We start from the raw sequence: 23,899 nt of genomic DNA, 5'->3' as shown, positions 1-23,899 counted from the left end.
GAGTTGGGGGCTGAACATGACGCTGTGGCCGAGGCACGTATCCCTCCCCCGAAGGCTACGTGCCTCGGCCGCTTCCCCCGGCGCCGGACAGTGGTCCGTCCGTCCGCGTGCGGCTGTACTCATGCTGTTACCAGCACATCACCGCGGTGTCCCCCGACCCCCACGTGGAGTACAGGCGCACACGGACGAAGTAGCGGCGGCCCTTGACGAGCCTGACCTTGAGTGTTGCGTTGTGCGGCGTGCCCCCGTCGTCCTGCCCGGCGAGGAAGCGCGGTTCGCCGTCCCGTTCCTCGAAGACCACGACGACCGTGTCGCTGTCCCCGAAGGCACCGACGGCGTACTCGCGCGTCTGTGTCGGCTCGATCGCGAAGTCGGCCTGCTCGCCCGGTCCCAGCCGCAGCGGCGCCGAGTGGAACGGCACCAGCTCGGTCGGCCGGGGAGGGCCGGCGGGCGGGTACCAGCGCAGGACGAACTCCTTGTCGGAGGCGGAGAGGCCGCCCTGCGGACGCAGGCCCGTGCGGTACTCCTCCGGCTCCAGGATCAGCCCCGACGCGAACGGGTACTCCATGATCGACTGCGGGTCCCAGACGGAGCCGTTGACCTCGTCCGGGTCGAGCTTGCGCAGGATGTTGAGGAAGGTCTTGTCCCGGTTCCAGTGGTTCGGCGGGCCCGCCAGTTCGGCGTACACGGCCTCGTCGTCCCAGTGGATGCCGGCGAACGGACTCTGGTGCTCGTGCAGCATGCCCAGGGCGTGCCCGATCTCGTGCAGGGCCGTACCGCGCTGTCCGGGCGCGGTCAGGTCCCAGCCGAAGTTCATGGTGCGGTCGCTGAGCCCGACCGTGAGCGCGTCGCGGCCCACCGTCGACCAGGAGCCGTCACCGGGCTGGAACCCGATGCGCAGCTCCGCCTCCGAACGGTCCCTGACCTCGGCGAAGTCGACACCGATCCCGAGCCCTCGCCAGTCACGGAAGCACTCGCGTACGACGTCCTGCTGCTCCTTCGCCCCGGCCCACGACACCCGTCGCCGCTCGCCCGTCCCCGGTACCGGGATGACGGACATGTCGGTGGCGGCCGCGTTGTCGGCGTCGAAGAAGTAGTAGTGCAGGACCGTGCCGTTGACCCACATCCGGCTTCCGCCGATGAGCGCACTGAGCCGCTCGGCGGCCAGTCCCGGTCCGAACTCCGGGGCCGACTGCTGCGCGAGGGAGCAGTAGCGAGCGGTCATGCGACCAGACTGCCGGTGACCGTACCCGGGCGCCTGAGTCGAGGGCTACTCAAGTCACCCTGTATCAGGCGTGAGTAGCCCGACTCATGTCTACGTGATGATTTTCGAACAGGACGCGAAGACCCTTGAACTGCCCTGGCCGTTCACCGGCCGGGAGGACGAACTCGAACTGATCCGCAGGTCGTTGACGGCAGGGCGGCACGGCATCGTGGTGACCGGTCCGGCCGGCCGGGGCAAGACCCGGCTCGTCACCGAGGCCGTCCGGGGCAGCGACTGCGCCAAGGTCACCGGGACGCCCGAGACCCGGCTGCTGCCCTTCGCCGCGTTCGCCCACCTCCTGCCCGAGAGCGTCTCCCTGCACCGCGCGGTCCAACTCCTGTCCGGCGTCCGGCTGTTGATCGTGGACGACGCCCATCTGCTCGACGACTCCTCGGCCGCGCTCGTCCACCAGCTCGCCGTCCACGGCCGTACCCGCCTGGTGGTCGTGGTGGCCGACGGCGACCCGGTGCCCGGCGCGGTCTCGCGCCTGTGGACGGGCGAGTTGCTGCCCCGCCTCGCGCTGGAACCGCTGCCCCGCGAGGAGACGGCCCAACTGCTGACGGCAGGCGCCGGCGGCCCGCTGGAACCCCTCACCGTGAACCGCCTGTACCGCCTCTGCCAAGGTGATCTCCGCCTGCTGCGCGACCTGTTGGGCGCGGTGCGCGACGGCGGGCTGCTGAGCCGGGCGACGGACTCCGACGAGTGGGCGTGGCGCGGCCCGGTGCCGGTCACCGCGACGGTCCGCGAACGCACCGCGCAGGTCCTCGCCCGCACCGGCCCCGAGGAGCGCGAGAGTCTCGAACTCCTCGCCTTCGCCGAGCCGTTGGCCTCCTCCACGGACGACTTCGACCTCGACGTCCTCGAACGCCTGGAGGCCGAGGCCCTGATCCGCCTCGACGACCACGGCGCCGTCCGCCTCACCCACCCCCTGCACGGCCCCGCGCTCCGCGCCGCCGCCGGCCGGCTCCGGGCCCGCCGACTGGCCCGCACCCCGGACCAGTGCACCCCCGCCCTCGCGGCCGAACGTGCCGCTCTCACCGACCGCATCGACCGCACCGACGTACGACCGCTGCCGACACCGGTGGGGGAGTGGCTGGTGGCGGAGGGCGCACCGGTACCGGCCGGGTACGCCGCCGTACGCGCACGGTTCGCGAGGCTCCGGGGCGAGCTGCGCGAGGCGGCGGCATGGGCGCGGGAGGGACTGCGGGAGACCCCGGAGCACCGGGCCTGCGCGGTCGAACTCACCCTGGCCGCAACCCAGTCGGGCGACGTCCCGGCCACCGACGAGGCCCTTGCCCACCGGCCCGCGTCCGGCGACGCGGGCAGCTGGCTGGCGGTGGCACGGGGCGATGTGGAGGCGGCCCGCGAGACCGCGGCCGATCGGTGGCGGGACGGCGAGGAGAGCCGCGGCCTCACTGCCGAGGACGGCAGGCCCGCCGCGTACGTCCTCTACGACGCCGTACGCCTCGGCGCTCCCGAGCGTGTCGCCGGCCGGCTCGCCAGGTTGCCCGGTGACGGTCCGGCCGTCCTCGCCCGGCACGCCGAGGCCCTCGTGGACGGGGACGGGCCCGCGCTGGACCGGGTGGCGGGGGAACTGGAGCAGCGCGGGTTCCTGCTGTTCGCGGCGGAGGCGCATGCCCAGGCCGTGCGGGCGCACCGGGACCCGCGCGCCGCCCGGATGTCCCGCACCCGCGCGGTTGCCTTGGCCCGCCGCTGCCAGGGCGCCCGTACCCCGGCCCTGTCCGGCCTCGTCCTGGGTGAACTCACCGCCCGCCAGCGCCAGATCGTCACCCTGGCTGCCGCGGGCCTCAGCAACCGCGAGATCGCCGAGCGCCTCACCCTCTCCATCCGCACCGTCGGCAACCACCTCTACAGCGCCTACGCCCGCCTCGGCGCGAGCGACCGCGGGGCGCTGCCGTGGCTGGTGGAACTGCCGGCGGCGCAGTCGGCGTGACGGGTGGCCTGCCGGGCTGTGCCTGATCCGTGACGCCGACGGGTCGGGCTCGGCCCGGCAGGTCGACACCCGGAACTTCTTCGACGCGTGCACCGAGCCGGTCGCGCTCGACACGCCTGCGGGCGCGGGTGGCCGAGCGGGGGCGGTCGGTCCCGGGGCGGTTCGCCTTGTGCCTGCGCCGTATTGGCTGAGCCGCCCCGATGGGTTAGGCCGTGCCGAGCTCGGGACGCCCCGCCTCGTGCCTGCGGCGCATGGGCTGAGCCGCCCCGATGGGTCAGACCGCGCCGCGCTCGGGACGGTCCGCCTCGTGCCCGCGCCGCATTGGCCGAGCCACCCCGGCGGTCAGGCCGCGCCGAACGCTGTGAACGCCCACCCCGTCGCCTGATGCACCGCGTCCCCCGGCAACGCGGCCCGTGCGTCGCGCAGGGCCTCCGCCAGGGACAGGCCCGCGCTGAGGCCCTTGTGCAGGGCGAGCATCAGCAGGACCACGGCGGCGTCGTTGACGGGGGCGCTGCTCGCGACCACTCCCGCCGTGCCCAGGGGGAGCAACGCCGTTACCAGGCCCAGGAGTTCGTCCGCGCCGACCGAGGCGAGGCGGGCCGTGTCGCAGCTGGACAGGATGATCCGGTACGGGCTGCGGGCGAGGCGTTCGAAGTCGTGGACGATGAGCGGGCCGTCGGCCATGCGCAGGGACGAGAACAGGGGGCTGTCCGCGCGGAACGTGCCGTGGGCGGCGATGTGGGCCAGGGTCGCTCCGTCCAACTCGGCGAGCACGCGGGGGACTTCGGCGTCGTCGTGCTCCAGGATCGTGGCCCTGCCGTACCGGTCGGCCAGGTCCGGGACCTCGGCGCCGCCGGTCGCGAGGCCGGGCCCGCGCACCAGGACGGTGCGTCCGCCGGGCAGCGGTTCGGTGTCCAGGGCGCGGAGCCAACTGCCCGCCGACGGCGACACACTGAGCACCCGCTCGCGCAGTGAGGGCAGCAACGCCCAGGGGACGCGGTGGAGTCGGCCGGGTGGGACCACCACCACCGGTCCGGAGCCGAGGTGTTGGGCCGCCTCGCCGAGGAGGAGCTCCTCCAGGCGTCGGCCCGCCGCCTCCACCACGGGGAGCCTGGCTTCCGCTCCGGGATGCGCCAGGCGCCGTAGCCCCGCCTGTACGTGTTCCGCCTCGGCCATCGCCTCTGCGAGCAGGCCCGCCTCGAACCGTCGTACCCGGCCCTCCCCGCAGAGAAGGGCGTGCACGCGGCCGTCGACCACGGCGAGTTCCACCAGACGGCCCTCACCGAGGCGGGCCAGCAGGCGAGTCGGGTCGAAACGGTCGCCCTCGCCGGGGGCGTCGCCGCGCATGTGGTGGGTGCGGGAGCGGATCTCCCGTTCCAGGCGCCGCTGTTCGCGTTCCAGGGCCGGTACCGGGCGGCCCTCCATCCGGGCCTCCTCCGCGCGGGCGGCGATCTCGCGGAAGGCCGTCAAGTCGCTGAGCAGGGCCGGGTCGGCGGGCGGCCTGGTGGGGGGCGTGGAGAGCGCGGTCGCCCGCCAGCGTTCGCTCCACACCAGCAGCCGTCGCGGGCCCCCGGAATCGAGGCTCGCGCGCTGTGCGAGCGCGGCCAGCTCCGCGCCCTGCGCGGTCGCCCGCGCCCGCAACTCCGAGGCGCCCAGGGTCGTACGGTGATCGTCGAGGACGTCGAGCCCGCGCCGGCAGGCCTCCAGCACACCACGGCCGGAACCCGCGGCCCGCGCGCGCAGCGCCTGCGCCGCCCAGCCGGTCATCCGGGCCAGTGGCGGACCGCTGCGTCTGCTGCGCGCGGCCACCTCCAAGTGCCGCTCCGCGTCCGCCGTCCAGCCCACCGCCAGTGCGATCCGGCCCGCGAGGAGCGAGGCCTCCGGTGCGGACGGCGAGCCGAAGGCGGCCAGCCGGTCGGCCACCGCGGCGGCATCCGCCACCAGTCGGCCCGAGGCGCGCCCGGCCGCCAACCTGGCCTCGATCAGGACCAGTTGGGCATGCGTCTCCCACCAGGTGCGCCGCTGCGCGGCGAACAGCCGTACCGCCACGGCCGCCCGCGCGATCGCCGTGTGCGGATCGTCCGCGAGCCGCGCGGCCCGGGCGGCGACCAGCAGCAGCTCCGCCTTGCGGGTGGACTGGCCGCCGATGCCGTCGAGCAGCCCGACCGCCGCATCGGCGTAGGTCAGCGCCTCCGCCGCGAGGCCCGCGCTCATCAGGACCTCGCAGCGGCGGACGGTGAGCATGAAGCTCGGGGTGGCGAGCTTGGCGTACATCTCCTCGGCCTCGTCGAACAGCCGCAGGGCCACCGGGATGTCGCCCGACCGGAACGCGGCCAGGCCCCGGCTCTCCACCGCGTCCGCCTTGTCGTGCTCCTGGCCGGTGGTCTCCCACAGCCGCTCGGCCGCCGTGAAGTCGGCGTCGGCCCTGTCCACCGCGCCGAGCGCCAGATGCACGGTCGCCCGCAGGGTGATCGCCCGCGCGATCCAGATCACGTCATCTGCCTGCCGCAGCACGGCAATTGCCCGCCGTACGTCCTCCAGCGCCTCCCGGTGCCGGCCCAGCACCCACCACACGTACGCCCGCCGGTACAGGACCCGCGCCCGGGTCTGCCCGCTGCCGCGGGCTATGCCCCGCTCGAAGGCCTCCAGGCCCTGCCGGGTGCGGCCCGCGTGCACCAGGGCCACGCCGAGCGTGCCGAGGACGTCCGCCTCCCGGTCCGCCGAATCCGCGCGGGCCGCCAGGTCGCGGGCGCGCCGCAGATGGTGGAGGGCGAGCCGTAGATCGCCGAAGTCCCGCTGCCACATGCCGATCGCATGGTGGGCCACGGAGGCCCGGAACGGCGTCGGATCGGTGTCGAGCACCTCCCGCGCACCGGCCAGCGCCTCGCTCGGAGCCGCGAACACCATCGGCAGCAGTTCGAGAATCGAGTCGCTTCCCGCTGTCACTTCTCCCATGCTAGTGGTGCCAGGTGCAGACCACACAGGTTTGGTGCTGTATCAAGTAGCGGCCCCGCGGCTCTGATTGACGACCGCCGCCGCAGTGGGAGGACACGCCATGGCACCACAGCGATTCCACGAGCAGTTCGACCAGATCCAGCGCTCGATGCCCGACGTCCCCCTGGCGATGGGGCCGGACGACTCCGCCGAGTTCTTCTACGAGAAGGGCGTCGTGCTCGCCCGCGACGGCGAGGAGGCCCGCCTCGTCGAGGACACCGTACGCACGCACTTCACCGAGGCCACCGGCCTCACCGGGGACTCCGTCCGCCGCGCGGGGCCCGAGACCAACCGGTCCGGTATCACCCGCATCCAGGTCGGTGACCCGGGCGAGGGCGACCGGCGCGGCGACCACGCCGTCGCGAACGCGCTGCGTGCCCTGCGTGAGCCGGAGGGCCGCGCCGGGCGCCGACTCGTCAGTCGCAACCATGTGGTGTCGATCGCGGTGAACGCCTGTCCCGGCGACGAGCCCGTGCCCGCCCCGCTCACCGAGGGCGCCAACCCGGCGCCCGCGGAGGCCGGTTACGACGCCGACACCGCCGTGGCCGTCCTCGTCATCGACACCGGCCTCATGCACGACTACCAGTCGTACCCGCTGCTCGCCCACGTCCAGGGCGACGCCCAGATCAGGGAGACCGACGACGCGGGAGTGCTCCAACAGTACGTAGGGCACGGCACGTTCATCGCCGGGCTCGTCGCGGCCGTCTCGCCCAACACCGAGGTCACCGTCCGCAACACGCTCAACGACGTCGGCGCCATCCTCGAATCCGAGTTCGGCGAGGCGCTGTTCGCGGCAGTCGACCAGAACGGCTGGCCCGACGTCATCAGCCTCTCCGCCGGCACCTCCAACGGCCGTACCGACGGACTCCTCGGCGTCGAGGCATTCATGCAGGAACTCCGGGGCCAGCGCACCCTGTTGGTCGCGGCGGCCGGCAACAACGCCAGCGCCACCCCCTTCTGGCCCGCCGCCTACGCCGACCTCCCCGACTACCAGGACGTCGTCCTGTCGGTCGGAGCGCTGCGCAGCGACGGCGAGTTCGGCGCCTGTTTCAGCAACCACGGCGCCTGGGTCAAGGCCTACGCCCCCGGCGAGCGCCTCATCGGCCCCCTCACCGGCTTCCTCGCACCCACGCCGTACATCTACCAGCACACCACCTACGACGCCTGCCGGTTCGGCTTCACCTACTCCTGCACCTGCCAAAACCCCCATCACACAGGCGTGTTGAGCCAGGACGGGCAGACGGAACCGGGCACGCCGGACCAGGTGACGTTCACGGGGCTCGCGCACTGGAGCGGAACCTCGTTCGCGACACCGGTCGCCGCCGGCATGGTCGCCTCCTTCATGACGGCCAACAAGGAGACCGACGCCCGCGCCGCCCGCAGGCAACTCCTCGCGGCGAACACCGAGTACGCCGAAGTGCGCGGGGCGCACGTACCGGCGCTGCGCCCACCCACCTGGCGCCCGGTGCCCGTCGTGCCGCTCTCCCCTCCGGCATGAGGGCCGGAACCGTCCCCTCCACGGCGTACGATGGCCTGCCGTACACGAGGGGTGGGACCGTGGACCGTAAGGAAGTCGGCGCGCTCGTCCAGTCCGCCGTCGACGGCGACGCGGCGGCCTGGAAGGCGATCGTGGAAGGGCTGAGCCCACTGGTCTGGTCAGTGGTGCGCGCCCACCGGCTCTCCGACGCCGACGCCCACGAGGTGTACCAGACCGTCTGGTTCCGCTTCGCCCAGAATCTGCGGCGGATCCGGGAACCCGAGAAGGCCGGCTCCTGGCTGGCCAGCACCGCACGCAACGAGTGCCTGAAAGTGATCAAGGGCTTAAGGCGACTCATGCCCACGGACGATCCCCAACTGCTCGACCGGATCAGCGAGGAGCGCACCCCCGAGCAGTCCCTGATCGACTCCGAGGAGGAGGCGTCCGAGGCCGAGCGGATCCGGCGACTGTGGGAGGAGTTCGAGCAACTGGGCGAGCGGTGCAGGCAGTTGCTGCGCGTCCTGATGGCCTCGCCGCCGCCCAGCTACCTGGACGTGTCGGCCGGCCTGGGGATCGCCGTCGGCAGTATCGGACCCATGCGCCAGCGCTGCCTGCGCCGCTTGCGGGCCCGACTGGACGCCGGGAGGGCGCTGTGAACGGCATGTACGACGACGGTTTCGGCGCGTTCGACGCCTTCGGCCAGGAGCCCTTCGACGACGAGGAGTTCGACGACCTGGAGAGCGAACAGGCCGACGACGGCGGGGAGTTCGACGACGGTCTCCTGGAGGAGGAGCTGCGCCAGGCGGCCGCCATCCTCGACCCGGTCCCCGCCGAACTGCGCCAACTCGCCATGGACGCCTACGCGTTATACGACCTGGACGCCCGACTCGCGGAGCTGACCTTCGACTCCCTGGTCGACGCGATCCCGGTCAGAGGGGCCACGGACGTCCCCCGCATGCTGACCTTCACCGCGGGCGAGCTCAGCGTCGACGTGGAGGTGACGAGCGAGGGCCTGATGGGCCAGGTGATGCCGCCCCAGCCGGCCGGCATCGAGGTCCTGACCGGCCCACAGACCCTGCGCCCCACCACCCTCACGGCCGACGCCATGGGCCGCTTCACCAGCGCCGCACCCCCGACCGGCCCCTTCGCGCTACGGCTGCGGGCCGGCGGAGAGGTGGTCGTCACGGAGTGGCTGCGGGCCTGATCGCAGGTACGGGCCTGATCGCGGGTGCGGGCTTTATCGCGGGTGCGCGAGGACGGAGTGCAGGACACCTCCGTCCAGGACTCCTCCGTCCTCGCGCACAAGCCACTTCCACCTACCAGGTCACCGGCAGCGTCTGCGGCCCCCGGATCATGGTCTTGCGGCGCCAGACGATCTCCTCGGCGGGGACGGCGAGTTGGAGCCCCGGCAACCGGTCCAGCAGGGTGTCGACGAGGAGTTCGGTCTGCAGACGGGCCAGCACGGCGCCGGTGCAGTAGTGCGAGCCGTTGCCGAAGGCCAGGTGGGGGTTGGGATCGCGGTCGACGTCGATGCGGTCCGGGTCCGGGAAGACTGCCGGGTCGCGGTTGGCGGCGAGGTAGGAGACGTAGACCGGATCGCCCGCGCTGATGCGCAGTCCGTGCAACTCGACGTCCTCCAGGGCGATCCGGGCCAGCCCGACCGAGGAGCGGTGCGGGATGAAACGGAGGAGTTCATCCAACGCGGCTTCCCGTGACTCGGGTTGGGCGCGCAGGCGTTCCAGCAGCTCGGGGCGGGTGAGCATCAGGTACAGCATCTGGCCGCAGTTGTGGGTGACCGCCTCCCCGCCGATCTGCAGCGGACCGGCAAGACCGACCGCCTCCGGCTCGCTGATCTCGCCGCGGGCGACGGCGGTACCCAGCAGGGAATAGACATCGGTGCCGTCGCTGTCGGCGCGGGCACGGATGGTGTCGGTGATCCACGCGTACATGCCGTTCTTGGCGCGGTCGGCCGCCTCTGCGCCGCCGGACGTGGAGATGATCTGCCGCGTCCAGGTGTGCACCTGCTCCCGGTTCTCCTCGGGTACGCCCATGACCTCGCTGACCACGGCGAGCGGGAAGGGTTCGAGGACCCGCTCGATCAGGTCGGCCGGGGGCCCATCCGCCACGACCCCGTCGACCAGGGTGTCGAGCAGCGCCTGCGCCCGGGGCCGCAGCCGCTTCATCGCGCCGACCGTGAACGCGCCGGCGACCGGCTTGCGCAGCCGGTTGTGGTCCGGCTGGTCGGCGAAGGCCAGTGACCCCGGGCGCGGCTTGAAGTGCGGGGCCATCCGCGTCACTTGACGTGTGGTGACCTCCGCGCGGCCGAACCGCGGATCATTGGTGATCATCTTCACGTCGTCGTAGCGGGTGGCCAGCCACGCCCATCCCTCGCCGTGCGGCAGCCGGATCCGGGTCAGCGGGCCCTCGCGCATCAGCTCCGCGAGGACCGGGTCGAACTCCGTCCCGGTCAGGTCGAGCGGGGGCCAGTCCCGGACGGGGGGCGGGGCCTGGCCGGTCAGCGTGGTGGTCTCCTCGGTCATGCTGTCCACCCTCGTACGCCTCCGACCGCCTGTCCTGCGGGAGTGCTCCAGCCGGAGGGCGGAGGAGGCTATTCGGATACGGCGTCCACGAGCGTCGCCAGTGCGGACGCGAGCCGGGTGACTCCGGCGCCGGTGGGCGGTCCGCCGGGCTCCGTCATGTAGGTGTCCCGGCGCAGCTCCACCATCAGGGCGCCCACGGCCGGCTCCTTGCCGTAGAACTCCAGCGGGACGTAGGTACCGATGAAGGGGCTGTTGACTCCGATCTCCCCGCACTCCGCGAACGCCTCGCGCGCCGCCGTCAGCAGCGTGGGAGGGGTGTGGAAGGCGTCCGTGCCCAGGCAGACGGGCGGTCGGGGGCCGGTGCCGTGCAGTTCGTAGGGGAGCGGGGCGGAGGGGTAGGAGTGCAGGTCGATGACGACGGCCCGGCCCGTCACGGCCAGCCGGTCGGCGACCGCCTCCGTCATCGCGCGGGCGTACGGGCGGAAGTAGCGGTCGATCAGCGGCTCGGGGTCGTGGTCGGCGGGCCGTAGATCGGCGCGGTGTGTGGTGCGGGTGTAGACCGCGCCCATGCCCACGGCGAGCATCTCCTCCCGTTCGTCCGGGAAGCGCTCCGGGTCGACGACCAGCCGGGACAGCCGGTTCACGAACCGCCACGGGGTGACCGCACACGCGCGTGCCGCCTCGGCGGCGATCCGCGCGGTGTGGCTGTCGGTGATGTGGTCCAGCTCGCGCTCCAACGCCGGGTCGTCCAGCAGGATGCCCGAGCGGACGTCAGCCGGTATCTCCCGCGCGGAGTGCGGCACATGAAGGATCACAGGGGAGTCGGCGGCGCCGGGCAGCAGCTCGAAGGACGGCGCGGAGGGGGTCACGGGCGGCTCCCGGAGGCGTTGTCAGTGGCGTGGTGCAGGATCAAGGTATCGGCAACGACGATCACGAACCGGGGGAGCACCACCATGCCCGTCAGCAACCAGCAGATCACCGAGCACGCGTTCCTGCGGGCGCTGTACCGGGACGACTACTACCCCGACCGCGTGGTGGACCTCGGCAAGGCGATCCTGCTGCGCCTGTGCGAGCGCATGGAGACCGAGCGGCCCGCCGACCTGCCCGCGCTGTACGCCCTCACTGAGGTCGCCACCGAGGAGTTCAACGCCCTTCAGGACGACTTCGAGGCGGCCGACAGCGAGATCGAGACCGTGGCGCGCGAGGAGATAGCCGAGGACTTCTGGTTCGTGGCGAACGCGTACGGCTTCGCGGACGCGGACGTGGAGGAGCTGATCGCCGTACGGGACTGGTGAGCGGCGGAGTGGGGCTCGTGAGTGGCGGAGTGGGTCGCGCGAACGCAGCCGCCCCGGCCGGAGAATCCCGGCCGGGGCGGAGTGACTCGGAGAGCCTGCGTCAGCTCAGCGAAGCCAGCGCCTCGTTCCACGTCGTCGACGGGCGCATGATCTTCGCGGCCTTGGCCGGGTCGGGCTGGTAGTAGCCGCCGATGTCGGCCGGGCTGCCCTGGACCGCGCCCAGCTCCTCGATGATCGTCTGCTCGGCGCCCGCGAGGGTCTCGGCGAGACCGGCGAAGGCCTTCGCGAGGTCCGCGTCCTCGGTCTGCGCGGCCAGCTCCTGCGCCCAGTACAGGGAGAGGAAGAAGTGGCTGCCGCGGTTGTCGATGCCGCCGACCCGACGGGTCGGGGACTTGTCCTCGTTGAGGAAGGTCGCCGTCGCGCGGTCGAGGGTGTCGGCGAGGACCTGCGCGCGGGCGTTGCCCGTGAACGTCGCGTACTGCTCCAGGGAGGGGACCAGCGCGAAGAACTCACCGAGCGAGTCCCAGCGCAGGTAGTTCTCCTTCACCAGCTGCTGGACGTGCTTCGGCGCGGAGCCGCCGGCGCCCGTCTCGAAGAGGCCGCCGCCCGCCATCAGCGGGACGACCGACAGCATCTTGGCGCTGGTGCCCAGCTCCAGGATGGGGAAGAGGTCGGTCAGGTAGTCGCGCAGCACATTGCCGGTCACGGAGATCGTGTCCTCGCCGCGGCGGATGCGCTCCACCGACAGCTGGGTCGCCTCGACCGGCGCGAGGATCCGGATGTCCAGGCCCTCGGTGTCGTGCTCCGGCAGGTACGCCTTGACCTTCTCGATCAGCTGGGCGTCGTGCGCGCGGGTCTCGTCCAGCCAGAACACCGCTGGGCTGCCGGTGGCACGCGCACGCGTGACGGCCAGCTTCACCCAGTCCTTGATCGGGGCGTCCTTGGTCTGGCAGGCGCGGAAGATGTCACCCTTGGCGACCGACTGCTCCAGGACGACGTTGCCGGCCTGGTCGACGAGGCGGACCGTACCGGCGGCCTGGACCTCGAAGGTCTTGTCGTGGGAGCCGTACTCCTCGGCCTTCTGCGCCATCAGGCCGACGTTCGGCACCGAGCCCATGGTGGAGGGGTCGTAGGCGCCGTGGGCGCGGCAGTCGTCGAGGACGGCCTGGTAGACGCCGGAGTAGGAGGAGTCCGGGAGCACCGCGAGGGTGTCCGCCTCCGCGCCGTCCGGGCCCCACATGTGGCCGGAGGTGCGGATCATGGCCGGCATCGAGGCGTCGACGATGACGTCGGACGGCACGTGCAGGTTGGTGATGCCCTTGTCGGAGTCGACCATCGCGAGCGCGGGGCCCTCGGCGATCTCCGCGTCGAAGGACGCCTTGATCGCGTCGCCCTCGGGCAGCGCGGCCAGGCCCTTGAGGATGCCGCCGAGACCGTCGTTCGGGGACAGACCGGCCGCGGCGAGCGTCGCGCCGTACTGCTCGAAGGTCTTCGGGAAGAAGGCGCGGACCACGTGGCCGAAGATGATCGGGTCGGAGACCTTCATCATCGTGGCCTTGAGGTGCACCGAGAAGAGGATGTCCTCGGCCTTGGCGCGGGCGATCTGCGCGGTGAGGAACTCGCGCAGTTCGGCGACGTGCAGCACGGAGGCGTCGACGACCTCGTCCTTGAGGACGGGTACGGACTCGCGCAGCACGGTGGTGGTGCCGTCCTCGGCGACCAGCTCGATGCGCAGCGCACCGGCCTCGGTGATCGTCACGGACTTCTCGGTGGAGCGGAAGTCGTTCTCGCCCATGGTGGCGACATTGGTCTTGGAGTCCGCCGACCAGGCGCCCATGCGGTGCGGGTGGGTCTTGGCGTACTTCTTGACCGAGGCGGGGGCGCGCCGGTCGGAGTTGCCCTCGCGCAGGACCGGGTTGACCGCGGAGCCCTTGATCTTGTCGTAGCGGGACTGGATGTCCCGCTCCTCGTCGGTCTTCGGGTCGTCCGGGTAGTTCGGCAGTGCGTAGCCCTGCTCCTGCAGCTCGGCCACGGCGGCCTTGAGCTGCGGGATGGACGCCGAGATGTTCGGCAGCTTGATGATGTTGGCCTCGGGCGTCTTCGCCAGTTCGCCCAGCTCGTGCAGGGCGTCCGGGATCCGCTGGTCCTCGGTGAGGTACTCCGGGAACACGGCGATGATGCGCCCGGCCAGCGAGATGTCCCGCGTGGTCACGGCGACACCCGCCTGCGAGGCGTACGCCTGGACCACCGGCAGGAAGGAATACGTCGCCAGGGCCGGGGCCTCGTCAGTGTGCGTATAGATGATGGTCGAGTCAGTCACCGGTGCTCCGCTCCACGTCTGCAACATTGCTCGACATCAAGATATCTCCTGATGCGGTCGCACTCGACAGCGGTCCGTCCGCACTGCGCGAACACGTGTCCGTCGATCAAGGGCAACCGACCGCCCGGTCCGGCAGTCAGTAAGGGGTGGATCACCTTCACTGACCGACGGCCGGGGCTGACCACCCGGCCGCCCGAGCGAAAGCGGATCATGAGATATCGCACCAGAGTGACGGCCCCGGTGGCCGCCCTGATCGGTACGGCCACGGCACTGACCGTGGGTTCCCCGGCCTTCGCGGCCGGACGGGGGAACGGGAGCGAGGGCGGGGAAACCCTCGGCGACCCGGTATACCCGGGTCTCGGCAACGACGGCTACCGCGTCCGCTCCTACGACCTCGACCTCGCCTACGACGCGACGACGAAGCTCGTCGACGGCACGGTCACGATAGAACTGCGCACCACCGAGTCCCTGACCCGGTTCTCCCTCGACGCCCTAGGCCTCGACATCCACGCGGTCCGCGTCCAGGGCCGTAGCGCCGATTTCGAGCAGGCCGGCGAGAAACTGCGGATCACGCCCGCCCGAACTCTCCCGGAGAGGGCCAGGGTCACCGTTTGCGTGGAGTACTCCGCCGACCCGGGCCGCGCCGCCGCGCCCACCGGCGGCTGGGTCGTCACCCCCGACGGTTTCGCGGTGTGCGGCCAGCCGAACCTGGCGCACACCGTCTTCCCCTGCAACGACCACCCCAGCGACAAGGCCGACTTCACGTTCCGGATCACCGTCCCGGACGGGCTGCGCGGGGTCGCGAACGGTCAACTGGTGTGCACCGAGCGGCTGGACGGCGACCGGACCGCGTTCAGCTACCGCTCGCGCTCACCGATGGCGACCGAGCTGGTGCAGCTCACGGTCGGGGACTACGTGATCAAGGACCGGCAGGGCCCGCACGGGCTGCCCCTGCGGGACGTCGTGCCCACCGCGCGCGCCACCGCCCTGGAACCGGCGCTCGCGCTGACGCCGGGACTCGTGGACTGGCTGGAGCAGCGCCTCGGGGCGTTCCCGTTCGAGACATACGGACTGCTGCCCTGCAACTCCGACAGCCCGACGGCCTTTGATTTCACGGGACTTGAGACCCAGACCCTCACCCTGTACAAGCCGAACTTCCTGCTCCAGGTGGAGAGCAAGATCGGCTCGCACATGATGCACGAACTGGTCCACTCCTGGTTCGGCAACAGCGTCAGCCCCGCCACCTGGGCCGACCTGTGGCTGAACGAGGGTCACGCCGACTTCTACGGGCTGCTGTACCGCTACGAGCGCGGCTGGGCCGACTCCCTCGGCCTGACCACGATGGAAGCCCGCATGAAGGACACCTACGCGCGCGGCGACCAGTGGCGTCACGACTCCGGACCGGTCGCCGCCCCCAACGCGGCCAACCTGTTCGACAGCCAGCGCTACCTGGGCGGCGTCCTTGTCCTGTACGCCCTGCGGGAGTTCATCGGCGAGGACGCCTTCCACGCCGTCGAGCGCGCCTTCCTCGCCCGGTACCGCGACTCCTCGGCGACGACGGAGGACTACATCGCCGTCGCGTCGAGCGTCTCCGGCCAGGACCTGTCCGGCTTCCTGCGGGACTGGCTCTACGGTACGACGACGCCGCGCATGCCCGGCCATCCGGACTGGACGGTCACGCCGGTGAACCCGTCACTCGCCGTCCCGCACAGCCGGACCGGCGGGCACCACCACGACAACTCGGCGACGCTCTAGGCCAGTTGATCCGTCAGTCGAGCCGGGCGGAGGACACTTCGCCCGGCTCGTCCTCCGGGATCCGCTGCTGCGGTATGGCGATCGCGCCCTGCTGCAACGCCACCGTCCGCGTCGGCGCCGGGATGCGGATGCCTTCCTGCCGGTATCGCTTGTGCAGGCGCTTGATGAACTCGTGCTTGATGCGGAACTGGTCGCTGAACTCGCCGACGCCCAGGATCACCGTGAAGCCGATCCGGGAGTCGCCGAAGGTGTGGAAGCGGATGGCCGGTTCGTGGTCCGGGATCGCGCCGGTGATGTCGGTCATGACCTCGGCGATGACCTCCATGGTCACGCGCTCGACGTGCTCCAGGTCGCTGTCGTAGCCGACGCCCACCTGCACCAGGATCGTCAACTGCTGCTCGGGACGCATGAAGTTGGTCATGTTCGTCTTGGCGAGCTGGCCGTTCGGTATCACGACGAGGTTGTTGGACAGCGCCCTGACCGTCGTCTGACGCCAGTTGATGTCCTCGACGTAACCCTCTTCGCCGCTGCTCAGCCGGATGTAGTCGCCCGGCTGCACGGTCTTCGACGCGAGGATGTGGATGCCCGCGAACAGGTTGGCGAGGGTGTCCTGAAGCGCCAGCGCCACGGCGAGACCGCCGACGCCCAGGGCGGTGAGCATCGGCGCTATCGAGATGCCGAGCGTCTGCAGCATCACCAGGAAGCCGATGGCCAGGACCAGTATCCGGGTGATGTTGACGAAGATCGTGGCCGAACCGGCAACCCCCGAGCGGGAGTTGGTCACGGCCCGGACCAGACCGGCGATCACCCGGGCCGCCGACACCGTCACGGCGAGGATGATCAGCACCTGGAGGGTCTGGTTGACCTGGTGCTGGACCGTGCGCGTCAGCGGCAGCACCGCCCCCGCGACCGCCGCGCCGCCGGCGATCGCCGACCACGGCACCACGGTCCGCAGCGCGTCGACGATCACGTCGTCGCCGCTCCAGCGGGTGCGGTCGGCGTGCTTGCCGAGCCAGCGCAGCAGGACGCGCAGCAGGAAGGCCGCCAACAGGCCCGAGGCCAGGGCGATTCCGGCGAGCATGAAGTCGTCCAGGGTCGGCGTGCGGTTCATCGATCACCTCCGGGGAGAGAGGCTGCGGCGAAGAGTGCCGCCGACGGCCGGATGTGAAGTGTCGTCACGTTGTCACCTGCTCGTGTTGCGGGCATTGCGGAAGTGCGATCGCGCCGGCCGGGACAGGCCCGTGCACCGGCGCGACCGCTCATCCTGCCGTATCCGGACCGGGAGTTCGTACCTGGTCCGGGGCTGTGAGCACGGCTTTCAGACGATTCCCTCGGCGAGTTCGGCCTGGTCGCGGTCGGAGCCGTAGGCGGCCGTGGTCGGTGTGCCGTACGAACGGCGGGCGACGTACCACCACACGCTGGCGAGGACGAGTACGACGGCGAGGGCGATGGACGCGTAGTTCATCGAGTCGACCGTCACCGGTGAGGACTGGGGCAGACAGAACAGCACCGTCACACAGGCCACCCACACCACGGCGACCCAGCCGATCGGCCGACTCCACCGGCCCAGGCTCCACGGACCCGGCTGAAATCGATCCCCCGCGCGCAGCCGCAGGAACACGGGGATCGCGTATGCGGGTGTGATGCCGATGACGTTGATCGCGGTGACCGCGCCGTACGCCGTCACCGAGTACAGGGACGGCAGGGCGAGCAGCGCGGCGGCCAGCACCGCCAACCAGACCGCGGCGACCGGGGTTTGGGTGCGGTTGCTGACCTTGCGCCACAGGGCCGAGCCGGGCAGGGCCTTGTCCCGGCTGAACGCGAAGACCATACGGCTGGCGGCGGCGACCTCGGCGTTGCCGCAGAAGAGCTGCGCGACGATCACGACGAGGAGCAGGGCGGTGGCGCCGTCCGTGCCGAGGCCGTCGAGGAGGATCTGCGCGGGCGGTACGCCGGTCGCGCTGCTTCGGGTGCCCTCGTAGTTCTGGATGGCGAACGTCAGGCCCGCCAGGAGTACGAAGCCCGCTATCCATGACACCCAGATCGAGCGGACGATGCCGCGTGCCGCCGACACCGAGGCGTTCGACGTCTCCTCGGAGAGGTGCGCCGAGGCGTCGTAGCCGGAGAAGGTGTACTGGGCCAGCAGCAGGCCGATCGCGGCCACGTACACGGGGTTGGACCAGCCGGTGTCGTTGACGAACTTCGTGAACACGAAGGACGCCGACTGGTGGTGGTCCGGGACGATCACCAGCGCGCCGACGATCACGGCGACTCCGGCCAGGTGCCACCACACGCTGACCGAGTTGAGGACGCTGACCAGCCGGACGCCGAAGAGGTTCAGTAAGGCGTGCAGCAGCAGGATGCCGAGGAAGATCAGCATGGTCCTGCCGGGCGTCGGCTCGAAACCCCACTGGATGCTCGCGAAGGCGCCGGTGAACAGGGCCGCGCCGTAGTCGATGCCGGCGATCGCGCCCAGCAGACCGAGCAGATTCAGCCAGCCCGTGTACCAGCCCCAGCGCCGGCCGCCGAGCCGGTCGGCCATGTAGTAGAGGGCGCCGGACGTCGGATACGCGCTGGTGACCTCGGCGAGCGCGAGTCCCACGCACAGCACGAACAGGCCGACGCCCGCCCAGCCCCACAGCATCACGGCGGGGCCGCCCGTGCCCATGCCGAAGCCGTACAGGGTCATGCAGCCGGACAGGATGGAGATCACCGAGAAGCTGATCGCGAAGTTGCCGAAACCGCCCATGCGGCGGGCGAGCACCGGCCGGTAGCCGAGTTCGCGAAGGCGCTGTTCCTCGTCGTGCTGCGGATCACCGTGCTGTGGATCACCTTCGGGAATGAGGGACGACAAGACGGAACCTCCGGGGGTGAGGAGTGGGGGGGTGGGTCTCAGGGGCGCCCGCCGGGGTCGCGGGCCGCGCGGCTGCGCGTACGGGCCTGGACGAACACGTCCGTCGCCTGGGCCTGATCGCCCGGCTGCGGGGTGCGGTAGGTCCACGGGACGGGGGTGCAGTACGGGCCGAGCGCGTCGAACACCCGGGCCGCGTCCGGGAATTGGAGTGCGCCCCACAGCGCGTGGGCGAGATGGTTGAGGTCCAGCAGGGAGCGCTCGGCCATGTGCGTGTGCTCAAACCAGAGGTGCAGGGCCTGGCGCGCCTCGCGGCTCGCGTCCTCCGCCACCCAGTGCAGATCGAGGGCCGCGTCGCGCCCGCCGCCGCGCCGGTACCGCTCGACCCGCACATACAGCGGCAGGACGTGCAGCGCGGAACCCCGCGGCGCCGACTCCGCCGCCCAGTGCGCGTAGCCGACCGCCTCCGCGAGCCGCCCCGAGGACCCGCGCGCGTACAGGAACTGGAGCATCCGGTGGTACGCCTCGCGGTTGTAGGGGTCCCGTCTGTCGGCCTCGGCCAGCAGACCCCACGGTCCTGTTGGCAGCATCGGCTCCGGGGGCGGGGCGCGGTGCTCGTCCCAGCGCTGGTCCCGGTCGATCTGGGCGAGCGCCAGCAGACACACCCACGGCACCGGGTCCCGGGGCGCGATTTGGGCGGCGGTTTCGCTCGCGTCCCAGGCCTCGACCCACAGTTCGTGCGTACGACGGTGCTTGTCGCGGTGGGCCCGCAGCGCGCGCTCCACGGCGACCCGGGCGCGCATCACCGCGGCCGGCACACTGTGCGGCTCCTCCGCGAGCCAGGCCCGCACCACGTCCGTGCCGGCCGCCGCAGCCGCGAGAACCTGGGTGCGCTGAGTCCACTGCCACCACTCCGCGGTGTCGGCGAGCAGCGTGCGCATCGACATCCAGCGTCCGGTCCGCAGATCCTGGAGAGCCGTGCGCAGGGCCGGGTCGTGGCCGGCGGGGTCGTAGGAGGGACGTGCTCCTTCTCTCGCCATCAGCCGCTCGCCACAAGGCGGTTCACGGGCACGACGGCAGGGTGGAGTAACAACAGCCCTCCTCAGGGCGGCGGTCGAGGAGATCGCGTTGGTCCGCGGTCACTATAGAGGCGGAGGTTCCGCATCACCTCCGGTTTCCCGATCGCCCCCAACTCGGTAGATATATCTGGGAGTTGACCGATGATCAGAAACGCTTGACGTGGTGTGCGGACCGGCGGCAGGCTGTCGCGCAGTGATCTACGGGAGGGGTGGTATGACGGGTCCGGTACTCGCCGTCGACCAGGGAACATCCGGTACGAAGGCCCTGGTGATCTGTCCCGAACGCGGCGTGATCGGCACCGGGTTCGTCTCGGTCGGGACCCGCCGACTGCCTGGCGGCCTCGTAGAGGCCGACCCCGAGGAACTGTACGAGTCGGTGATCATCGCCGGACGCCGCGCACTAGCCGAGGCCGACGAACCCGTGGCGGCACTGGGCCTGGCCAACCAGGGCGAGACTGTGCTCGCCTGGGACCCCGACACCGGTATGCCGCTGACCGACGCGCTCGTCTGGCAGGACCGCCGAGCGGAGAGCGTCTGCGCCGAACTCGCCGAGCACGCCGACGAGTTGCGCGACCTGACAGGCCTGCCGCTCGACCCGTACTTCGCCGCGCCCAAGATGGCCTGGATCCGCCGCCACCTCACCCGCGAGGGCATGGTCACCACCAGCGACTCCTGGCTGGTCCACCGCCTCACCGGCACCCACGTCACCGACGCCGCGACCGCCGGGCGTACCCAACTCCTCGACCTCGACAAGGTCGCTTGGTCACCCCGTGCCCTCGACCTGTACGGCCTGTCCGGGGAACGCCTCCCGGGCGTGGTCGACTGCGCCGAACTCATCGGTACGACCACGGCGTTCGGCACGGAGATACCCCTCACCGGACTCGTCGTGGACCAACAGGCGGCCCTGCTCGCCCAGCGGATCACCGCACCCGGCGGCGCCAAGTGCACCTACGGCACGGGGGCGTTCCTGCTCGCCCACACCGGCGACACACCCCGGCGCGGGGACTCGGGCCTGGTGAGCTGCGTGGCCTGGCGCCTTGCGGGGCAGACCAGTTACTGCCTCGACGGGCAGGTGTACACGGCCGCGTCCGCCGTCCGCTGGCTCACCGACATCGGTGTCATCACCGGCGCCGCCGACCTGGACCGCGTGGGCGGCGCCGAACCCGACAGCGGGGGTGTCACCTTCGTGCCCGCCCTCGCCGGACTCGCCGCTCCCTGGTGGCGCGGCGACCTGCGCGGCTCGCTCACCGGCCTCGGCCTCGACACCACGCGCGGGCACCTGGTGCGCGCCCTGTGCGAGGGCCTCGCCGCACAGGTCGTCTCACTCGCCGAAGCCGCCGCGACCGACCTCGGCACACCCCTCGACGTCCTGCGCGTCGACGGCGGCCTCACCCGCTCCGCCCTGCTCATGCAGACCCAGGCCGACCTCCTGCAACGCCCCGTCGAGGTCTCCGCACTGCCCGACGCGACCGCCCTCGGCGTGGGCGCCCTGGCCCGACTCGGCGCCGAACCCGGACTGACCGTCGCCGACGCACTGCCCGACTGGAAACCCGCCGCCCTCTACGAGCCGCGCATCACCCCCGACCACGCGGCCGAACGCCTCGCCACCTTCCGCACCGAGGTCACCGCGCTGCTCGACCGGGCCCCCGCATGACGGTCACGGCCAACGGGCCACTGCCGTCGCGGAGTTACGACGTGACGGTGGTCGGCGCGGGAGTGGTCGGCTGCGCGATCGCCCGCGAACTGGCCCGCCGCCCGAGCCTGCGGGTCGCGGTCGTCGAGGCCCAGGACGACGTCGGCCAGGGCACCTCGAAGGCGAACACCGCGATCCTGCACACCGGTTTCGACGCGGTACCGGGCTCGCTCGAAGCGCGTCTCGTCCGGGAGGGCTCACGTCAACTCGCCGGGTACGCGGCCGAGTCGGGCATTCCCGTCGAGCGGGTGGGCGCGCTGCTGGTGGCCTGGGACGAGGAACAGCTGGCGGCGCTGCCGCACTTGGCGGAGAAGGCCGTACGCAACGAATACGGCGACGCGCACCTGATCGAGCCGCCGGAACTGTACGCACGCGAACCGCACCTCGGCCCGGGCGCGCTCGGTGCCCTGCACGTGCCCGGCGAGAGCATCGTCTGCCCATGGACGACGACACTGGCGTACGCGACGCAGGCGGTCCGGCAGGGAGTGGACCTGCACCTCAACTCGCCGGTGGAGCAGGTCGGTCGGCGGGACGGCACCCACGTGCTCACCACCGCCCGGGGCACCCTCCGCACCCGCTGGCTCGTCAACGCGGCCGGCCTGCACGCGGACACCCTCGACCGCCACCTGGGGCACGACGACTTCACCGTCACCCCACGCCGGGGCCAACTGATCGTCTTCGACAAGCTCGCCCGCGACCTGCTCCACCACATCCTCCTGCCCGTCCCCACAGCACTCGGCAAGGGCGTCCTGGTCGCCCCGACGGTCTACGGCAACCTGCTCCTCGGCCCCACCGCCGAAGACCTGCACGACAAGCGCGCGACCGGCTCGACCGCCGAAGGCCTGGCCCAGCTGCGGGAGAAGGGCGCACGCATCCTCCCCGCGCTGCTCGACGAGGAGATCACCGCGGTCTACGCCGGCCTGCGCGCGGCCACCGACCAGGACGACTACCGCATCACCGCCCACCCTGAGCAGGCGTACGTCACGGTGGGCGGCATCCGCTCCACCGGCCTGACCGCGTCCCTCGCCATCGCCGCACACGTGACCGCGTTGCTGGCCGACACGGGCCTCGACCTGGGCCCTGCCGTGGACTTGGCACCGGTAGGCATGCCGAACCTCGGGGAGGCGTACCCGCGCCCGTACCAACGGGCCGAACTCATCGCCGCCGACCCGGAGTACGGCACCCTCGTCTGCCACTGCGAGCGGGTGACGCGGGGCGAGATACGGGACGCGCTGGCCAGTACGGTGCCGCCGCGCAGCCTTGACGGACTGCGCCGGCGGACGCGGGCCCGGGCCGGCCGCTGTCAGGGGTTCTACTGCGGGGCGGCTGTACGGGAGTTGTTCGAAGAGGCGCGGACGGGGACGTGAAGTGGACGGTGCAGCAGAGGTGCGGGGCGAGAGCCGGATTCGCCCGCCGCGCGAAGTCGACGTCCTGATCGTCGGCGCAGGCCCCGCCGGACTCGCCACGGCCGCCCGCCTCGCCGTCGCCGGAGTAGCCCGCGTCGAAGTCCTGGACCGGGAACAGCACGCCGGGGGAGTACCCCGGCACTGCCACCACGGCGGCTTCGGCACCTGGACGCATCCGCTCACCGGACCCGCGTACGCCCGCCTGCTCCTCACCGCCGCCGTCCGCGCCGGAGCCGTCGTCCGTACCGGGATCACCGCCCTCGACTGGGCGGGGCCGCTGGCCCTGAACACCGTTGGCGCGCAAGGCCCGGAGACCATTCGCGCGGGAGCCGTCGTCCTCGCCACCGGTGCCCGCGAGCGCCCCCGTGCGGCTCGCCTGGTGCCGGGCACCCGCCCCAACGGGGTGTACACCACAGGTGAGTTGCAGCAGGCGGTCCATCTCCATGGGCAGCGGGTCGGTACCCGAGTCGTCGTGGTCGGCGCCGAGGACGTCTCCTACGCCGCCGCCGACACCGCCCGAACCGCCGGTGCCCAAGTCGTCGCCATGGTCACCGAGTTGGACCGCCCCCAGACGACAACCGCCCGCGCCCACAACGCCCGCCTCCGACACCGCGTCCCGCTCCTCACCGACACCACGCTCACCGAACTCCTCGGCCACGGACGGCTGTCCGGCATCCGCGTCCGGCACCGGGACGGTCGCACCGCCCAACTGGACTGTGACACCGTCGTGTTCACCGGTGACTTCGTGCCCGACCATGAGCTCGCTCGACGCGGCGGAGTCGTCCTGGACCCCGGTGCTCGTGGCCCGGCCGTCGACGGAGCCCTGCACACCTCGCGGCCCGGTGTGTTCGCCGCCGGCAGTGTGCTGCACCCCGTGGAGAGCGCGGCCACCGCCACCCGCGAGGGTGCCCATGTCGCCGCCGGAGTACTGGAGTTGCTCGCCGGTGCCGAGTGGTCCCGTCCCACGGTTCCCCTGCTCGTCGACCCGCCCCTGCGCTGGATCGCCCCGAACCGGGTCGCCCCCGGCGACGAGCACCCGTACGTCCTCCGGACCGCGACCGTGTTGCACCGCCCGATCCTGCACGTCGTTCAGGACGGTCGCCTCCTCCACCACGAAGGCTTGCGGACGGCCGTTCCGAACCGCACTCTGCCCCTCACGGCACGCTGGAACCACCTGGTCGACGTCGGGGGTGGTCCCGTGCGGGTGACCGTCGCAAGGGCCTGAAGTTCCGACAGCAGGGGGCCCGACTCGCCCCAGTGGGCGCCGGGTC

Annotated in this window: 17 protein-coding genes; 9 read left to right on the top strand and 8 right to left on the bottom strand. The window is 71.7% G+C overall.

Annotated elements, in window-relative coordinates; genetic code table 11:
- Positions 1 to 127 precede the first annotated feature (127 nt).
- On the bottom strand, positions 128 to 1,225 hold the full coding sequence (gene absR1 / locus OO70_RS16845; RefSeq protein ID WP_043670982.1) for a beta-glucuronidase AbsR1: 1,098 nt from the start codon (positions 1,223 to 1,225) through the stop codon (positions 128 to 130).
- 97 nt (positions 1,226 to 1,322) lie between these two features.
- Between absR1 and OO70_RS16840 the strand changes: the two genes are divergently transcribed.
- Complete coding sequence (locus OO70_RS16840; protein WP_043670979.1) at positions 1,323 to 3,218, top strand: LuxR family transcriptional regulator AbsR2; 1,896 nt, start codon at positions 1,323 to 1,325, stop codon at positions 3,216 to 3,218.
- Between the two features lie 342 nt (positions 3,219 to 3,560).
- Here OO70_RS16840 and OO70_RS16835 read toward each other — a convergent pair whose 3' ends face one another.
- Complete coding sequence (locus OO70_RS16835) at positions 3,561 to 6,164, bottom strand: CHAT domain-containing protein (protein WP_043670976.1); 2,604 nt, start codon at positions 6,162 to 6,164, stop codon at positions 3,561 to 3,563.
- Between the two features lie 109 nt (positions 6,165 to 6,273).
- On the opposite strand from OO70_RS16835, the gene OO70_RS16830 reads away from it, so the two are divergent.
- Genes OO70_RS16830 through OO70_RS16820 form a run of 3 tightly spaced genes read left to right on the top strand, consistent with a single transcriptional unit; the run spans position 6,274 to position 8,893 of the window.
- Complete coding sequence (locus OO70_RS16830; RefSeq protein WP_043670973.1) at positions 6,274 to 7,710, top strand: S8/S53 family peptidase; 1,437 nt, start codon at positions 6,274 to 6,276, stop codon at positions 7,708 to 7,710.
- Complete coding sequence (locus OO70_RS16825) at positions 7,707 to 8,345, top strand: RNA polymerase sigma factor (RefSeq protein WP_078651432.1); 639 nt, start codon at positions 7,707 to 7,709, stop codon at positions 8,343 to 8,345. Before OO70_RS16830 ends, OO70_RS16825 begins: the two co-directional genes overlap by 4 nt.
- Complete coding sequence (locus tag OO70_RS16820; protein WP_199827330.1) at positions 8,342 to 8,893, top strand: hypothetical protein; 552 nt, start codon at positions 8,342 to 8,344, stop codon at positions 8,891 to 8,893. Before OO70_RS16825 ends, OO70_RS16820 begins: the two co-directional genes overlap by 4 nt.
- Positions 8,894 to 9,005: 112 nt before the next feature.
- Here OO70_RS16820 and OO70_RS16815 read toward each other — a convergent pair whose 3' ends face one another.
- On the bottom strand, positions 9,006 to 10,229 hold the full coding sequence (locus OO70_RS16815) for a cytochrome P450 (RefSeq protein WP_043672592.1): 1,224 nt from the start codon (positions 10,227 to 10,229) through the stop codon (positions 9,006 to 9,008).
- Between the two features lie 68 nt (positions 10,230 to 10,297).
- A complete protein-coding gene (locus OO70_RS16810; RefSeq protein ID WP_043670965.1) occupies positions 10,298 to 11,098 on the bottom strand; it encodes an N-formylglutamate amidohydrolase in 801 nt (266 codons plus the stop codon).
- Between the two features lie 84 nt (positions 11,099 to 11,182).
- Here OO70_RS16810 and OO70_RS16805 point away from each other — a divergent pair, with 84 nt between their 5' ends.
- Positions 11,183 to 11,524: a DUF5713 family protein gene (locus tag OO70_RS16805; protein ID WP_043670962.1), complete on the top strand. Its 342-nt coding sequence runs from the start codon at positions 11,183 to 11,185 to the stop codon at positions 11,522 to 11,524.
- A 100-nt stretch (positions 11,525 to 11,624) separates the two neighbouring features.
- Here OO70_RS16805 and OO70_RS16800 read toward each other — a convergent pair whose 3' ends face one another.
- Complete coding sequence (locus tag OO70_RS16800) at positions 11,625 to 13,844, bottom strand: NADP-dependent isocitrate dehydrogenase (protein WP_043672589.1); 2,220 nt, start codon at positions 13,842 to 13,844, stop codon at positions 11,625 to 11,627.
- 210 nt (positions 13,845 to 14,054) lie between these two features.
- Here OO70_RS16800 and OO70_RS16795 point away from each other — a divergent pair, with 210 nt between their 5' ends.
- A complete protein-coding gene (locus OO70_RS16795) occupies positions 14,055 to 15,599 on the top strand; it encodes a M1 family metallopeptidase (RefSeq protein ID WP_043670959.1) in 1,545 nt (514 codons plus the stop codon).
- 13 nt (positions 15,600 to 15,612) lie between these two features.
- Here the strand turns inward: OO70_RS16795 and OO70_RS16790 are convergent, their stop codons facing one another.
- The 3 genes from OO70_RS16790 to OO70_RS16780 all read right to left on the bottom strand — a co-directional run bounded on the left by OO70_RS16790 (position 15,613) and on the right by OO70_RS16780 (position 19,490).
- Positions 15,613 to 16,710 carry a mechanosensitive ion channel family protein gene (locus tag OO70_RS16790; RefSeq protein ID WP_043670957.1) on the bottom strand — a complete coding sequence of 366 codons (1,098 nt, stop codon included), beginning with the start codon at positions 16,708 to 16,710 and terminating at the stop codon, positions 15,613 to 15,615.
- Between the two features lie 207 nt (positions 16,711 to 16,917).
- Positions 16,918 to 18,453, bottom strand: a complete 1,536-nt coding sequence (locus OO70_RS16785) for an amino acid permease (protein WP_199827329.1) — start codon at positions 18,451 to 18,453, stop codon at positions 16,918 to 16,920.
- A 38-nt stretch (positions 18,454 to 18,491) separates the two neighbouring features.
- Positions 18,492 to 19,490, bottom strand: coding sequence for a hypothetical protein (locus OO70_RS16780; RefSeq protein ID WP_043670955.1), 999 nt, complete (start codon positions 19,488 to 19,490; stop codon positions 18,492 to 18,494).
- A gap of 253 nt (positions 19,491 to 19,743) precedes the next feature.
- Here OO70_RS16780 and OO70_RS16775 point away from each other — a divergent pair, with 253 nt between their 5' ends.
- From OO70_RS16775 to OO70_RS16765, 3 genes are read left to right on the top strand one after another with little or no spacing between them, the layout of a single operon-like run.
- The gene (locus tag OO70_RS16775; protein WP_043670953.1) at positions 19,744 to 21,183 is read left to right on the top strand and encodes an FGGY family carbohydrate kinase; all 1,440 of its coding nucleotides are present in this window, start codon (positions 19,744 to 19,746) and stop codon (positions 21,181 to 21,183) included.
- Positions 21,180 to 22,589: an NAD(P)/FAD-dependent oxidoreductase gene (locus OO70_RS16770; RefSeq protein WP_043670950.1), complete on the top strand. Its 1,410-nt coding sequence runs from the start codon at positions 21,180 to 21,182 to the stop codon at positions 22,587 to 22,589. The genes OO70_RS16775 and OO70_RS16770 overlap by 4 nt, the downstream gene beginning before the upstream one ends.
- A 1-nt stretch (position 22,590) precedes the next feature.
- Complete coding sequence (locus OO70_RS16765) at positions 22,591 to 23,853, top strand: NAD(P)/FAD-dependent oxidoreductase (protein WP_407702777.1); 1,263 nt, start codon at positions 22,591 to 22,593, stop codon at positions 23,851 to 23,853.
- Positions 23,854 to 23,899 lie beyond the last annotated feature (46 nt).

The sequence above is a fragment of the Streptomyces xylophagus genome, assembly GCF_000716435.1.
Lineage (GTDB): Bacteria > Actinomycetota > Actinomycetes > Streptomycetales > Streptomycetaceae > Streptomyces > Streptomyces xylophagus.
This window is presented reverse-complemented; position numbering and strand designations above follow the sequence as displayed.

Coding starts and splice junctions, on each gene's coding strand:
- OO70_RS16805 (WP_043670962.1), top strand. CDS start 11,183: ATGCCCGTCAGCAACCAGCAGATCACCGAGCACGCGTTCCTGCGGGCG.
- OO70_RS16815 (WP_043672592.1), bottom strand. CDS start 10,229: ATGACCGAGGAGACCACCACGCTGACCGGCCAGGCCCCGCCCCCCGTC.
- OO70_RS16795 (WP_043670959.1), top strand. CDS start 14,055: ATGAGATATCGCACCAGAGTGACGGCCCCGGTGGCCGCCCTGATCGGT.
- OO70_RS16825 (WP_078651432.1), top strand. CDS start 7,707: ATGAGGGCCGGAACCGTCCCCTCCACGGCGTACGATGGCCTGCCGTAC.
- OO70_RS16790 (WP_043670957.1), bottom strand. CDS start 16,710: ATGAACCGCACGCCGACCCTGGACGACTTCATGCTCGCCGGAATCGCC.
- absR1 (WP_043670982.1), bottom strand. CDS start 1,225: ATGACCGCTCGCTACTGCTCCCTCGCGCAGCAGTCGGCCCCGGAGTTC.
- OO70_RS16780 (WP_043670955.1), bottom strand. CDS start 19,490: ATGGCGAGAGAAGGAGCACGTCCCTCCTACGACCCCGCCGGCCACGAC.
- OO70_RS16830 (WP_043670973.1), top strand. CDS start 6,274: ATGGCACCACAGCGATTCCACGAGCAGTTCGACCAGATCCAGCGCTCG.
- OO70_RS16770 (WP_043670950.1), top strand. CDS start 21,180: ATGACGGTCACGGCCAACGGGCCACTGCCGTCGCGGAGTTACGACGTG.
- OO70_RS16840 (WP_043670979.1), top strand. CDS start 1,323: ATGATTTTCGAACAGGACGCGAAGACCCTTGAACTGCCCTGGCCGTTC.
- OO70_RS16775 (WP_043670953.1), top strand. CDS start 19,744: ATGACGGGTCCGGTACTCGCCGTCGACCAGGGAACATCCGGTACGAAG.